General features: G+C 53.9%; 12 protein-coding genes. 6 read left to right on the forward strand and 6 right to left on the reverse strand.

Annotation, left to right across the window (positions count from 1 at the left end):
• Positions 1 to 17: 17 nt before the first annotated feature.
• Positions 18 to 929 carry a transcriptional regulator GcvA gene (locus ACMHXE_RS00240; RefSeq protein ID WP_025012011.1) on the reverse strand — a complete coding sequence of 304 codons (912 nt, stop codon included), beginning with the start codon at positions 927 to 929 and terminating at the stop codon, positions 18 to 20.
• A 184-nt stretch (positions 930 to 1,113) separates the two neighbouring features.
• Here ACMHXE_RS00240 and ACMHXE_RS00245 point away from each other — a divergent pair, with 184 nt between their 5' ends.
• Positions 1,114 to 1,392: a hypothetical protein gene (locus ACMHXE_RS00245; protein WP_286998540.1), complete on the forward strand. Its 279-nt coding sequence runs from the start codon at positions 1,114 to 1,116 to the stop codon at positions 1,390 to 1,392.
• Between the two features lie 67 nt (positions 1,393 to 1,459).
• Here the strand turns inward: ACMHXE_RS00245 and thiI are convergent, their stop codons facing one another.
• The 3 genes from thiI to pomA all read right to left on the reverse strand — a co-directional run bounded on the left by thiI (position 1,460) and on the right by pomA (position 4,783).
• Complete coding sequence (gene thiI, locus ACMHXE_RS00250; RefSeq protein ID WP_221051855.1) at positions 1,460 to 2,914, reverse strand: tRNA uracil 4-sulfurtransferase ThiI; 1,455 nt, start codon at positions 2,912 to 2,914, stop codon at positions 1,460 to 1,462.
• Between the two features lie 161 nt (positions 2,915 to 3,075).
• Positions 3,076 to 4,011, reverse strand: a complete 936-nt coding sequence (locus tag ACMHXE_RS00255; protein WP_413731082.1) for a flagellar motor protein MotB — start codon at positions 4,009 to 4,011, stop codon at positions 3,076 to 3,078.
• Between the two features lie 4 nt (positions 4,012 to 4,015).
• The gene (gene pomA, locus ACMHXE_RS00260) at positions 4,016 to 4,783 is read right to left on the reverse strand and encodes a flagellar motor protein PomA (RefSeq protein ID WP_101054979.1); all 768 of its coding nucleotides are present in this window, start codon (positions 4,781 to 4,783) and stop codon (positions 4,016 to 4,018) included.
• Between the two features lie 395 nt (positions 4,784 to 5,178).
• On the opposite strand from pomA, the gene xseB reads away from it, so the two are divergent.
• From xseB to ACMHXE_RS00280, 4 genes are all read left to right on the forward strand, one after another.
• Entirely contained in the window at positions 5,179 to 5,418 is a 240-nt protein-coding gene (gene xseB, locus ACMHXE_RS00265) for an exodeoxyribonuclease VII small subunit (protein ID WP_101054977.1), read from the forward strand.
• Positions 5,419 to 6,300, forward strand: coding sequence for a (2E,6E)-farnesyl diphosphate synthase (ispA, locus tag ACMHXE_RS00270; protein ID WP_101054975.1), 882 nt, complete (start codon positions 5,419 to 5,421; stop codon positions 6,298 to 6,300). It abuts the gene before it with no gap.
• A gap of 21 nt (positions 6,301 to 6,321) precedes the next feature.
• On the forward strand, positions 6,322 to 8,187 hold the full coding sequence (gene dxs / locus ACMHXE_RS00275; RefSeq protein WP_101096152.1) for a 1-deoxy-D-xylulose-5-phosphate synthase: 1,866 nt from the start codon (positions 6,322 to 6,324) through the stop codon (positions 8,185 to 8,187).
• A 161-nt stretch (positions 8,188 to 8,348) separates the two neighbouring features.
• On the forward strand, positions 8,349 to 9,473 hold the full coding sequence (locus ACMHXE_RS00280; RefSeq protein ID WP_025887263.1) for a patatin-like phospholipase family protein: 1,125 nt from the start codon (positions 8,349 to 8,351) through the stop codon (positions 9,471 to 9,473).
• Between the two features lie 7 nt (positions 9,474 to 9,480).
• On the opposite strand, the gene ACMHXE_RS00285 is transcribed toward ACMHXE_RS00280, so the two are convergent.
• Positions 9,481 to 10,419 (reverse strand): hypothetical protein, encoded by a 939-nt coding sequence (locus tag ACMHXE_RS00285; RefSeq protein ID WP_413731083.1) that lies wholly within the window; start codon positions 10,417 to 10,419, stop codon positions 9,481 to 9,483.
• Positions 10,420 to 10,575: 156 nt separating this feature from the next.
• Positions 10,576 to 12,522 (reverse strand): monovalent cation:proton antiporter-2 (CPA2) family protein, encoded by a 1,947-nt coding sequence (locus ACMHXE_RS00290; protein WP_101096150.1) that lies wholly within the window; start codon positions 12,520 to 12,522, stop codon positions 10,576 to 10,578.
• A gap of 185 nt (positions 12,523 to 12,707) precedes the next feature.
• Between ACMHXE_RS00290 and ACMHXE_RS00295 the strand changes: the two genes are divergently transcribed.
• Positions 12,708 to 13,595: a GGDEF domain-containing protein gene (locus tag ACMHXE_RS00295; protein ID WP_308427926.1), complete on the forward strand. Its 888-nt coding sequence runs from the start codon at positions 12,708 to 12,710 to the stop codon at positions 13,593 to 13,595.
• The last annotated feature ends 576 nt before the right edge of the window (positions 13,596 to 14,171 follow it).

Genomic DNA, 14,171 nt, shown 5'->3' on the forward strand with positions numbered 1-14,171 from the left:
AGAAACGTGTTACCGACTTATCCCGGCAACAATTCACTACGCGACTCCTCGGCAAACATATCCAGCATCCATTCACGGAACGCGACGATTTTACCTAACTCGGCATGCTTTTGCTGGCACACCAGATAATAGGCATCTTTGCTGACCAGAACCTCCTGGAACGGACAGACCAAACGCCCGGCCTTGATGTCGGGGCGGGCGAGCACGCTGTAACCCAGAGCAACCCCCTGGCCATGGGCCGCGGCCTGCAGTACCAGAGATGAGTGGCTGAAAATTGGCCCCTGATTGACATTGACATCTGTTACGCCACATTGGCGGAACCAGGCCTGCCAGTCATGACGGCTCATATCATGCAGCAGGGTGTGATACTTGAGATCGGCAGGCTTTTCCAGAGGTTTGGGGCCGTTGAGCAGCATTGGCGAACACACAGGGATCAGCACTTCGTTGCGCAGTTTGTCGGCCCTGAGCCCGGGCCAGTTGCCCTGACCATAGTAAATTGCCACATCCACATCATCGGACAGAGCACTGAACTCGGCATCCACCGCTTTGATCCGCACATCGATATCGGGATTCTTCTCACTGAATTTCGCCAGACGCGGCACCAGCCACTGAATGGCAAAGCTGGGCGACATGCTGACGGTCAAGGAACCCACGGCGCTGCGGGCCAACAGTCTGTCGGTGGCATCCGACAGTTGGGTAAAAATATCTTTGATATCGAGGAAGTAGCTTTGCCCCTCTTCGGTCAGTAGCAACGAGCGGTTCTTTCGGCGAAATAATTTTAATCCCAGAAAGTCTTCCAGCGCCTTGATCTGATGACTCACTGCGGCCTGGGTAACGAACAGTTCTTCGGCAGCGCGGGTAAAGCTCAAATGCCTTGCTGCTGCCTCGAATGCCTTGACCGCATTCAGCGGCGGGAGTCGTTTTGACATAGTGATCCACTTCTCATTTTTTAATTAGTTTTTCTAATCCAGATTGTTACATTTTATCGTTTGTTAAAGCCAGCGCTTTTGATTAAATTTCACGCCGAAAAGTTGAATATTCAGACAATCTCTGAGCAGTCGAAGGGAAGGTCTGACACTGGCACTCAGTGCCCGTTCTTACCCGGAGGCATCCATGTTGAACTTTAAATCCGCTTTTGTGCTCCTGCTGCTTGGCATGAGCAGTATCGCCGTGGCCGCGGAAAACCTTTCTGCGCCAACCCAAGCTCGCCCTCTGCCCAGAGTCACTGTCGAAGTCCCTGCGGTGCAGATAGACTTCAAACTGCTTGAGCAGGAGCTGAGCCGTGATATTGCCGCCAGCGGCGAAGAACTCAGAACCCAAGCGCTGGACGAACCGACACTGTTGTTGGCCGAAGACGCTGCAGCCAGTCCCTCAAAGGTTCAGCTTAACTGAGCCCCATTGGATTTAGCTGAGCGTCAGCAGCAAAAAAGCCGCTTCGAGAGAGGCGGCTTTTTGTTTATCAAGGGCGGTAAACCTTGACGTTACCGTGCCCTTGCTCCTGAAGGTAGAGCGCCTGCAATTTACTCATCACGCCGCGGTCGCAATAGAGCAGATAGGTCTTGCTGCTATCAAGCTCGGCAAAGGCGCTGGCCAGTTTAAAGAAAGGAATATGAACTATCTCTGCTCCTTCCAGTTGCAGCGGCTTGCTCTCTTCCTCTTCCGGCGCCCTGATATCCAGCACCACTTCCCCCTGACCGACACTGGCGACGGTTTCGGTTTCCGTTACTTTGGTATCCATGTCGGTTGCTATCTCCCGAATATCCATAACCACGGCATCGGCGATGATCCGGTCCAGCAGATCTTCGGAAAACTTGGTTTCCTCGGCTTCAACCTTGGACAATACCGCCTTGACCGTGGGTTTTTGTGAAATCACGCCGCAGTATTCAGGCATGGACTTGGCAAAGTCTTCCGTACCTATCTTGCGGCTCTCGTTGATGATGTCCTGCTTGTCCATGGTGATCAAAGGTCTGAGGATCAGGGTATCGACACAGCGGTCAATCACATTGAGGTTGGTCAAGGTTTGGCTGGATACCTGCCCCAGGCTCTCACCTGTGACCAGTGCTTGAACCCCCATACGCTCAGCCACTCTGGCGGCGGCGCGCATCATCATCCGCTTGAGTATGACGCCCATCAAGCCATTGTCTATGCGCTCGAGGATTTCGGCCACCACGGGCTCAAAGGGAACGGTCACAAACTTCACTTTATGCGACTCGCCATAGGTCTTCCACAAATGGTGCGCCACCTGCTTGACCCCGATTTCGTGCTGGGCACCGCCCAGGTTGAAGAAGCAGTAGTGGGTACGGGAACCCTTCTTGATAAATTGGAAACTGGACACCCCTGAGTCAAAACCGCCGGAGATCAGGGACAGCACATCTTCCTGGGTCGCGATCGGAAATCCACCAAGCCCGGGGATCTTCTTCTCCACCAGGTAGAGTTTGTCGTTGTTGATCTCCAGATGAATCGTCATATCCGGATCTTTGAGGCGCACACCGGCCGCTTCGGTAAACTGGTTCAGGCCACCACCTACGTAACGCTCCACATCCTGCGAACTGAAGTCGTGCTTGCCGCTGCGCTTGGCGCGGACACAGAAGGTCTTACCCGCCAGCTCGTCGGCATACACCTTGAGAGCATGCTGGTAAATATCATCAACGGTTTCAAAGCTATATTCATTGACCTGGCTGATGGTAGAAATTCCCGGAATACAAGCCAGACGCTCGGCAAAAACTTGTTTTAGCTGGGGTTTGTCTTTGGGAACCTGCACCATAATCCGATCCCACTGGCGGGTAACGGCAGCGTCTTCATCCACTTTTTTGAGTACATTGCGGATATTGGACTCGAGCATCTTGGTAAAACGCATTCTTACCGGTTTGCTCTTCATCATGATTTCTGGATACAGCTTTACGATAAACTTCATGGGGATCCCGAGGAAAAAAATTTCAAACAGCAATCGTGGGATTATAACAAAGACCCGCTAACTGGCACAGAGATTTGCCACTCCAAAGCCGTGCCCGGATTGCAGAAGCATAAAAAAAGCAGCCGTTTTCAGGCTGCTCTGATTCTGATGATACTGCGCCATCAAAGATTGGGATCGACCTCAATCTCGTCAGACTCTTTGGCCTTGCCCTGCTCAATGGAGATTTCCACCCTACGGTTACGGGCGCGATTCTCCGGCGAATCGTTGGCCACCAAAGGCGCAGTGGAAGCCATGCCCACCACTTTCATTCTGCTGGCATCAAAGCCGGGCACTTTAATCAATTCGTGGGCCACCGCCACCGCCCGCTGGCTGGACAGATCCCAGTTGGAGCTGTACAGCTCATTGCTTATCTGCATGTCATCCGTGTGGCCGGAGACTGTGATGATCCCGGGTACATCTTTGAGTAGCTCACCAACCGCCTGCACCACAGGCTTGAATCTGGGTTGCAGGAACCCCGAACCTGAGGCAAAGGCGCCCTTCTCCCGGATACGGATGATAATCTGCTGCCCAAGAGACTCGATTTCAATCGCGCCGTCCACTATCTCTTTGTTGAGCGCCTCGGCCATCTTCTTGACCTGCTCGTTAATCTGATCCTGAGCCGCCTGCTGTTCCTGGGTCTTCTTGTCTTCGGCCTGCTCCTGCGCCGTGGCCGAAGCCTCGCCGCCACGTTGTTCGCCCCTTTGCTGCTGCACACCACCAGCACTGTCGTCATCCCCTTCCTGATACTCAAGGATCTGCTGGGTCATCTCGTTGGTTTGCTGGTTGATTATTTCAATCGGGGTGGGATCCGGGCGTCCGGGGCGAAACTCCAGCGCAATCACAGAGGTGCCTTTGGGAATATCTTTCACTTCCACCTTGTTCTGCACGCCGAAGGCGTATTTCATCGAGCCGGCTATCTGTTTGAACTTCATTACGTCCATTTCGGAGAAGGCCAGCAGCAACACGAAGAAACACATCAGCAGCGACATCAGGTCGGCAAAGGTTGCCAGCCACATGGGTGCGCCGGGTGGCGGACAATCACACTTGGGCTTGGCCATAGTGTTACTCTCCGTCCGTTGTATCTATTTTACGCTGCTTCTCAGACAGGTAATTTTTGAGGAAGCCCTCAATCACCCTGGGGTTCTGGCCATCCTGAATCGCCAGTACAGCGTCCATAATCAGGTTGCGGTTGAGCATCTCTTCGTTCATCCGCAGCGCCAGCTTATCGGCAATCGGGATCGCCACCATGTTGGCAATAATGGCGCCGTACAAGGTAGTCAACAAGGCCACCGCCATTGCCGGACCGATGGATTTTGGGTCATCCATGTTGGACAACATGGCCACCAGACCAATCAAAGTACCTATCATCCCCATAGCCGGCGCCACATCACCCAGTGCTTTGAAAATACTGATCCCCGCCTTATGGCGATCTTCGGTCAGCTGAATGTCTTTCTCCAGTGCTTCACGCACCACATCGCCGTCGTGGCCGTCCACCAGCATATCAATCGCTTTTTGCATAAAACTGTTGGAAATTTGCGCCTCTTCCAGCGCCAGGAAGCCCCCTTTTCGGGCGGCGTCTGCCATGGTAACCGACTGTTCAATCAACTCTTCGGGTTTGTCCAGTTTGAACATAAACGCCTTGGCGGCAATCTTGACGGCGCCTAAAAACTGCTTGAGGTTAAATTTCATCATCACCACAAACAGCGAGCCGACAAGCACAATCAATACAGAGGGTACATCGATAAAGATGGCAATGCCGCCACTGCTGACCATTGCCATGATAATAAAAGCAAAAGCACCGACCAGTCCTATCAGGGTTGCTAAATCCACAGTGGCTCCTCACCTCTAAAGCAGACCCGACACAGTGTGGCCGGGATCTCTATCCCATACAAGCCGATCCGCCCCAAAGGGTGATATAGGATCTTGGCTTTTCACAGGAGATGAATATGATAATTTTCAATAGTTTCTATTTTGAGTTATCGGACAGGGCTTAAGCAAGTTTAGGAAGATTTTAATTTTCTCCAAAAAAAATCCGCGACAAAGCGTGCTATTGAGCAAATAACGGACGCTTCAATTTGACCCTTATCGCGCCCTGATATACCTTGTGTCACGCTGAACATAACGCCAAGACACCTGCAGCCCTCCCTCTCTCCTTTTACCTTTGCACCGTGCCAATCAGGTCGCAGGAATGGGCCGGCAACCAAGGTGCATCAAGGAAACCGATTGTGGCCAAAAAACCCGAAAATCTGAGTTTTGAAGAATCTCTCAACGAACTGGAACGCATAGTCGCCGAACTGGAACGCGGTGAAGTATCGCTGGACGACGCGCTAAAACAGTTCGAACGTGGCATAGGCTTGGTACGCAGCAGCCAGGCCAAGCTGGAACAAGCACAGCAGAAAGTAGCCATACTGCTGGCCCAGGATCCCCAGGCGCCATTGAGCCCATTTACAGTCGAGGGTGAGTGAGTGTTAACCCAAGCTATTAGCCAATACCAACAGAGAGTCAATCAAAGGATTGGCACCATACTGGACACCCTGGATGATACCGAGCCCAGACTCAAGGCCGCCATGCGCCATGGAGCCCTGCTGGGTGGAAAGCGTATTCGGCCGTTTCTGGTCTACTCTGTAGGCGAGATGCTCGGCGTTCCCCTTGAGCGTCTCGATGATTGCGCCGCCGCCATAGAGTGTATCCATGCTTATTCGCTGATCCATGACGATCTGCCGGCCATGGACGACGATGCCCTGCGCCGCGGTCAGCCAACCGTGCATATCGCCTTTGACGAAGCCACCGCCATTCTGGCCGGTGATGCCTTGCAAACCTTGGCCTTTGAACTTATCAGCAGCGACATTGAAGGCCTCAGCGACCGCCAACACCTGCGTCTGGTACAGGCGCTGGCAAAAGCCTCCGGCTACCGCGGTATGTGTGGCGGCCAGGCGCAGGATCTCAATGCCACAGACAAAGAGATCTCCCTTGCGCAGCTCACCGCCCTGCACAGATTGAAGACAGGGGCCCTTATCCGCTGCGCCGTCGAGTTTGCGGTAATTGCCGCCGATATTGACGCCAAAGAAGAACTGGCACTGCTGGAATACGCAGATGCCGTGGGCCTGGCGTTCCAGGTACAGGATGACATTCTCGATATTACCGGCAGCACAGAAGAGCTTGGCAAACCCCAAGGGTCGGATCTCGATGCCAACAAGAGTACCTACCCGAAACTCTTGGGGCTGGAGGGCGCCAAGACCACAGCTCAAAAACTGCTGGAAGATGCACTATCAGCGCTGGCAAAATTGCCATACAATAGCCAGTTAATTGCCGAATTCGCCCGCTATATCGTTGAGCGAAGAGTATAAAAAGAGACAAAGTATCTCGTTATGAGTCTGGATATCACTCAGTTTCCTGTGCTGGCACAGGCCAATACCCCGGAAGAGTTACGTCAACTTCCACAAAGCCTGCTCCCTCAGCTGGCCGACGAGCTCAGGGAGTTTTTATTAAAATCTGTGGGCATGTCGAGCGGTCACTTTGCCTCTGGCTTAGGTACGGTCGAACTGACCGTGGCGCTGCATTATGTCTACAACACCCCTTTTGACCGCCTGGTCTGGGATGTGGGTCATCAAGCCTATCCGCACAAGATCCTTACCGGTCGTCGCGATCGCATGCCTACCATACGCCAAAAAGGCGGTCTGCATCCTTTCCCTTGGCGGGAAGAGAGTGAATACGACACCTTCAGTGTTGGTCACTCAGGCACCTCAATTTCCGCCGCGCTGGCAATGGCCGTCGCCGCCGATAAAGAGCAAGCCGGCCGTAAAGTGGTGGCCGTGATAGGCGATGGCGCCATGACGGGCGGCATGGTATTTGAAGCCATGAATCACGCCGGCGATCTGCACAAAGACATGCTGATGGTGCTCAACGACAACGAGATGTCTATCTCGGAAAACGTTGGCGCCCTCAACAACCACCTGGCACAACTGATGTCCGGTCGCTTCTACACCACAATACGTGAGGGCGGCAAGAAGGTACTCAAGGGCATGCCCGTCATCAAAGAGATGGCGCGCCGCACCGAGGAACACCTTAAAGGCATGGTGGTTCCGGGAACCCTTTTTGAAGAGCTGGGATTCAACTACATAGGCCCTATCGATGGCCACGATGTGGATGCGCTGGTGGAAACCCTGCGTAACATGCGCAGCCTCAAGGGGCCGCAGGTACTGCATATCATGACCAAGAAAGGCAAAGGTTATGAGCCTGCAGAGAAAGATCCCATCGGCTGGCATGCGGTGCCCAAGTTTGACCCTTCACAATTTTGCAAACCGGTCACCAAACCCGGGAAACCCAGTTTTTCCCAGGTGTTCGGCAAATGGTTGTGCGACATCGCCGCCAAGGATGACAAGGTACTGGGGATCACCCCGGCCATGCGTGAAGGCTCCGGCATGGTGGAGTTCTCCCAGAAATTCCCCGAGCAATACTTCGATGCCGCCATCGCCGAGCAACATGCTGTGACCTTAGGCGCAGGCTTTGCCTGTGAAGGCTATAAACCGGTAGTGGCCATTTACTCCACCTTCCTGCAGCGCGGCTATGATCAGTTGATCCACGATGTGGCACTGCAGCGCCTGCCTGTGCTGTTTGCCATTGACCGTGGCGGCATTGTGGGCGCCGATGGCCCAACCCATCAGGGTGCCTTCGATCTCAGCTATCTGCGCTGCGTACCCAACATGGTGATAATGGCGCCATCCGATGAAAACGAGTGTCGGCAGATGCTTTACACCGGCTACTGCTACGACAAGGGCCCAAGCGCAGTGCGCTACCCTCGCGGCAATGCAACCGGCGCCGAGCAGATTGAAGAGATGACGGCCATGGCGATAGGTAAAGGCCTTGTCAGACGCCAGGGCAAACAGATTGCCATTCTCAACTTCGGCACTACCCTGGCTGCCAGCCTGGAAGCCGCTGAAAGCCTGGATGCCACAGTCGCCGATATGCGCTTTGTCAAACCCTTGGATGAAGATTTGATCAAGGAACTGGCCGCCAATCATGACTTGCTGGTAACTGTGGAAGAAAACGCCATCATGGGCGGCGCCGGCAGTGGCGTGCTCGAGTATCTGGCCAGCCAGGGGATCTGCAAGCCTGTGTTGCAAATTGGCCTGCCGGATGAATTTATCAAGCACGGCTCACCGGAAGAGATACTGACTGAGCTCAAGCTGGATGCCAGTGGCATTCTCGAGCAGATCCAAAACCGGTTCGCATAAGATAAGCATCCGCTATCATTATAAAAAACCGCCTCAGGGCGGTTTTTGCTTCTCCGACCACAGTAAAGCCAACTAGAGTTAAACTGAGATAGCCAAGCAGTGTCTGCAAAATAATACCTTGGCATTCTCTTATGGTTTTGGGCTTTAGCAAAGGAGGCACTGTGCCGGAAAGCAGGGCTTTGGTGTTGGGGGGCGGTGGTGCCAGGGCGGCCTATCAGGTTGGGGTGCTCAAGGCACTGGTGCAGTTTTATCCCCGCAATCACGCCATTCCATTCAAGATTGTTTGCGGCACTTCGGCCGGAGCCATCAATGGCACCGCTATCGCCACCCATGCATCCTGTTTTCATCTGGGGCTGAGAAAGCTGGAGTGGATCTGGCGTAATATCCACACAGAGAGAGTCTACCGCGCCTCCAATACCGGCGTGCTGGCACACCTGGCCAAGATGGCCCTTCGTGGCATGCAGGGGGATCTGGTCAATACCGACGCCGGCAGTTTGCTGGACAATGAACCCTTGCGGCAACTGCTCAATGAGCTGATTAACTTCGAGCGAATCGATCGCAATATCCGCGGCGGCTCCCTGATGGCACTGAGCATAGACACCTCCTGCTACAACAGCTCCCGCTCCGTGACCTTCTTTCAGGCCCACAAGGAATTGGAAAACTGGCAAAGAGCCAGACGCAGCGGCGAGCGCACCCGGCTGCACACAGAGCACCTGATGGCCAGCTCCGCCATTCCTTTGGTGTTCCCCTCAATTAAGCTGTCCCAGTCTTACTATGGCGATGGCTCAGTGCATCAATTGGCACCACTGTCCAGCCCGATACATCTGGGCGCCAAGCGGATCATGGTGATCAACCTGGACAGCCCACACAAGAACACGCCCCTTGAACTGGATTATCATCCCAAGACGGCCACCATTGCCGGTCATCTGCTGGATACCATATTTTCCGATACCCTTAACTCAGATCTGGAGCGGCTCAGGCGCATCAACAGCACTCTGGCGCTGGTGCCGGAACAGAGCCGCCAACAGTTGGATTTGAGGCCGATTGATACCTTGGTGATTAAACCCAGTGAAGATCTCAGTGAGCTGGCCAAGCGTTACTATCAAGAGATGCCCTTCGCCATTCGCCGGCTGCTGGCTTTGATTGGTATAGACAGCCAGTCGGACACCAGTATTGTGTCTTATCTGCTGTTTGAGAACGCCTACACAGGCGCCCTGATAGATTTGGGTTATCAGGACGCCATGTGTCAGATTGATGAATTGAAAGCTTTTTTCGATATCAGTTGAGCATGGATCAGGCGAAAAAGATAAGTAAGGCCACCACCAGCAACACTGAGACCAGAGTCACAGCAAAGGTTGGTGTAGAACCTTGCTGCCGCTCATTGGCGGTCACGGTTATATTCTCAGCCCCCTGCTGTAAACCATGGGAACCGCTCTCTTGGTTGTCGACTATGGTTTGCACTATCTGGTGGCGCTGAAACGGAATAAAGGGCTGGTTCGGGTCGCCGACATAGAGACGCACTTCCCCCGCATCACTTCGGCTCACCAGCGGCGGCAGTATGGTCAGCGCATCCAACTGATAATCCAGGGTCAAATCTCTCAGTTGGACAAGTGTATAACCCAGCGCCTTGGCCTGATCCTGCAAGGCGGTCGACATCTCGTAGCTGGCCAGCTCGGCATCGAGAATTACCAGCTTACCGGGTTTGCCTTCGGCGTGTTGCCACAGACAGTCGGCCAGCCAGATCCCCTTGAGTGAGGCGTGACGGGCAAACAGTGCTTCCACCAGTTCCCAGGCGTCGGCCTCTCCGGTGAGCCAAGGGCTGATTTCCACATTGTTGACCCGCAGCACGCAGTCTTCACCATTGAGGCGCGCCGCCATATAGCTCAGGTAGGCTTGCTGATCTTCCAGCGGCAGCACGAGTTTGCCCGCCAGATCCAGCAACAGCACTTCATTGATATGAGCGGTCAGAATAAGCCGTTGCCAATGAATGGGTTTGAGATAGTAATCATCCGGTTGTTTAAGATTCTCTGCAAGCACCCGACTCGCCTCAGGCTCATCCATCATGGGAAGGTAGGCATAACAATGACTGGCATGTTCATTGCCATCGATATTCACCGGCAGGATCAGCGGCACATCGCCATCACGGCAAAACAGCAGCTGCTGGGTAGAAGTCAAAATCTCAAACAGTTCCTCGAACGAGATATCGAGGCCATGATTACTGTCATGGGTCACGGTTGCCAACTCCTTGTAAGTCACTCGGGTTTGCGCTTATTCAGGAAAAGTCGCTGCAACATGCAGCCAAGCTGTCCTTCCCGGCATTCAGCTCCACAAAGGTCGCAGAGTACCCCATTTAAAGTGCAAATAAAACCAACGCCAGCGGCCGGGTAATCAGCCTTGAAGCAAAATAACTTCGGCTTTCTCCACCCTTCTGGGCTTGCCGCGAATAAGCAAGGTATCACCGGCGCGAAACTGCCAATCTTCATCCGGCGGCTCGTACTCCCTGCCGCCGCGGCGCACTGCTCTCAGTTCCACCCTGAGCTGTTGCCAGGGGATCTCGGCACTGAATTTCCCCACGGCGCTGGCGCCTCTTGGCAAAGCCACTGCATGCAGTAGCTCGAGAGAGAAGTCGGCTTCCTCACCGGAAAAGAAACCGTGCAGATACTGATAGTGATTGCGCCGCTCCGACTCCAGCCGTTTGAGGATCCGCGACAAAGGGACCCCTGACTGATACAACACCTGAGATACCAGCATCAAGCTGCCTTCCAGAGTTTCCGGAATAACCTGACTGGCACCGGCCTGCTCCAGTTGCTCAAGCTCGCTGTCATCCCGGGTGCGCACCATGATCCGCGCTTCGGGTGCCAATTGCCGGCACAGCACCAAGGCCTCTTCCAACTGCGGCTGCTCACAAAAGGTCAGCACTATGCTCTTGGCGTGGCGCACATTGGCTTGTTTGAGCAAACTGCGCTTACAAGCATCGCCGAAATACACAGGCTCACCGGCCCGGCGCGCCTCGGCAACCCGGGAGGGATCCCGGTCGAGGGCTATAAAAGGGATAGCTTCGGCCTTGAGAAACCGCCCTATGGTCTGCCCAACCCGGCCATAACCCAGCAGCAGAACCAGATCTTGCTGGGGATCCAAAGGCGGCAGGTTTTCTGCCGGTTCCGGCCTGGGTTTAAGGCCCTGCAACAGCCTGGCTATGTCTATGCTATGACGCACCAATGCCGGTGCCAGCGCCATCGACAGTACGGCCACCATCACCAAAGTGTTACTGACACTGGGCGCCAACAATTGATAACTCACTGCCAGTGCCAGCACCACGAATGAAAACTCTCCCACCTGTGCCAGGCTGAGGCCGGTAGACATGGCTACCCGAAAAGGCTCTTTAACCAACCTCAGCAAAGCAAAGACAATAACTGTCTTACCGACTATAACAGCCAACAGCAACAGCAAGATTTGCCACCAATAGGCCAATACCAGACTGAAGTCGAGCAACATACCAATAGAGATAAAGAACAGTCCCATCAAGAGGTCCCGAAACGGGCGAATATCCGCCTCCAGCTGGCGCCGGTACTGACTCTCCCCCAGAAGCATCCCGGCCATAAAGGCCCCCAATGCCATGGACAACCCCAACCATTGGGTAAAGGCACCGGTCAAGAGCGCGACTACCAGAGTCGACAACACAAACAGCTCGTTGGAGCGGGAACGGGCAACTTCATCAAACAGTTTGGGCAGGGCCCACTTACCAAAGGCCATCAACACAATAAAGGCCAGGACCCCCTTCCCCAGCGCAGTCCCAAGCTGCAGGACAGTCAAAGACTCGCTGCCATCGGCCAGCAAAGGCAGCAGAATAAGCAAGGGCACTACAGCTAAGTCCTGGAACAGCAACACACTGACCGACAGTTCGCCATGGCGGCGCTTGAGCCAGCCCTTGTCGTTAAGCAGTTTCAGCACTATGGCGGTGGAAGACAAAGCCGTCACTGAACCTATCACCAGCGCCTGAGTCACGTCGCTGATAAAGAGTAATCCGGCCCCCATGGCCAGCAAGGTGGTCAATACCACCTGAGCGCTGCCGAGGCCAAATACAGTGCGGCGCATGGCCCAGAGCCTGGGGACGGAAAATTCCAGTCCCAGGGTAAACATCAGCAGTACCACCCCAAGTTCGGCTACCGATTGCATCTGGTGCTGCGAGAACCAGTTGAATCCCGAGGGGCCACTGATAACCCCGGTCAACAGATAAGCAAGAATAGCAGGTAAGCCTACGCGCCTGAGCAAAGCTATCGCCGTTATGGCGATAACCAGCATCAGAAGGATCTGGATAAAGAATCCATGTTCCATGCACACTCCCCCGCTATCAATGGTTCAGTTCATTATTCTGTCAGTGTCAAATACTTGTCACCCCAATATACTTAGCACTACAAAGCTTAACTCAATGAGATCTCGATACAAATTAGCCCAAGGTCGACCAGGCACGAATCTTGCAGATTAACTATAGAAAAAGGTTCTGCCTTATTGGAGTATTTATGATGGACTTTGGTCTGGCAACAGAGTTTTACCCTGAAGACTATCAGTATCTGTCTGATCAACCTCAGGCTATCCACCCCAGAATGGATCTGCTACAGGCGGTTCAACGGTTACACGCAAGTCTCGATCCGCGGACAGTATTTGCCTGCTATGGCAAACTGTTACAACAATATTTGCCGGTACAGGGAGTGCAGTTACAAGTTCAAGGACATCAATTTCATTGGGGACGCACCTCTCAGAGCACAGTAAGCAGAGAACTGGTCAGTAAACTGGGTACCGCCAAGTTACTCTACCGGCTGCAAAGAGTATTGAGCCCAGTAGAACAGGCGGAACTTGAGCAGATTGAGATTTTGCTGTCGCAGCCACTGTTCAACGCTATCGCCTATTCGCAGATGTCAGAGCAGGCGATGTTTGACTCACTGACCGGACTTGGCAACCGCCACTATTTCGGTCAGTGTATCCGCACCTCGCTCGCAAGAGCCGGACGAGCCCACAGCCCAATATCTCTGGCGGTGCTTGACCTGGATAATTTCAAGCAGCTCAACGACAGTCTCGGGCACAAGTTCGGCGACAGAGTGCTGACTCAGTTTGGCAAGCTGCTTAAGCGTGGCATCCGTAATGCCGACCAGGCTTTTCGCATAGGCGGCGATGAGTTTGTGGTGTTGGTGGAAGGCGATCTGGAGTCGGCGGTGCGCATGAGCGAACGCTTGCTCGAAATGCTCACCAAGGAGCCGCTGTTTCAGCGCCACGGCATAGCCAGCAGCATAGGTATCGCCGTCTGGAGCGCTGGAATAAATCAGGATCAACTGTTTGAACAGGCCGACCGCGCGCTTTATCGCGCCAAGGCCACCGGCCGTAATAGATATTGTGTCGCGACCCGCGACTGAGACAGTCGGCGATTGTGACTAGCCCGCGATCGAGACTATAAGTCGCGGCGTTTTGCCCCTCGATTTGCCCCTAGACCAAGAGGACTCTCTTGGTTTTCATTTCAACCGCGCGGATTTGGTACTCAAACCCATCTGGGGCTCGCGCTCATAAGCGTATACGCTAATGGCGAGTATTCGCCCTCAGCCACGTTATTTACGCCAACGGCTGTCGACGATAGCGAGGAGGATTGGTGCAATTCTGTTAGCACTGAGTAGCTTGAAACATCTGAAGTGTCTGCAGAAATGCAGCTCATTTTCAGGCTCTGGCTCTAGTTCTGGTGGGACTGTGACCGTCGAAAACAGGGACGTTTTCGTCGAGGCTACAAGGATGTATTCACGCCGTGTCACAGGATCGCCTGTGCGAAAGGCGCACCGCAGGTGATTGGCTACAACTTAGCTAGCCGCTAGGATCAAGATCATTGGTGAGTTTTGGCTTAAAGCCATGATAGCCGCTGTGCCAGCGGCCTAAAGTCGTGGTGTTCCACACCACACCGGGCAAGGGGCTTTGCTTGTCCAAAGCCCCTTGCATCCCCAAGG

This window comes from Shewanella sp. BJSY2023SW007 (genome assembly GCF_047314525.1).
Classification (GTDB): domain Bacteria; phylum Pseudomonadota; class Gammaproteobacteria; order Enterobacterales; family Shewanellaceae; genus Shewanella; species Shewanella chilikensis.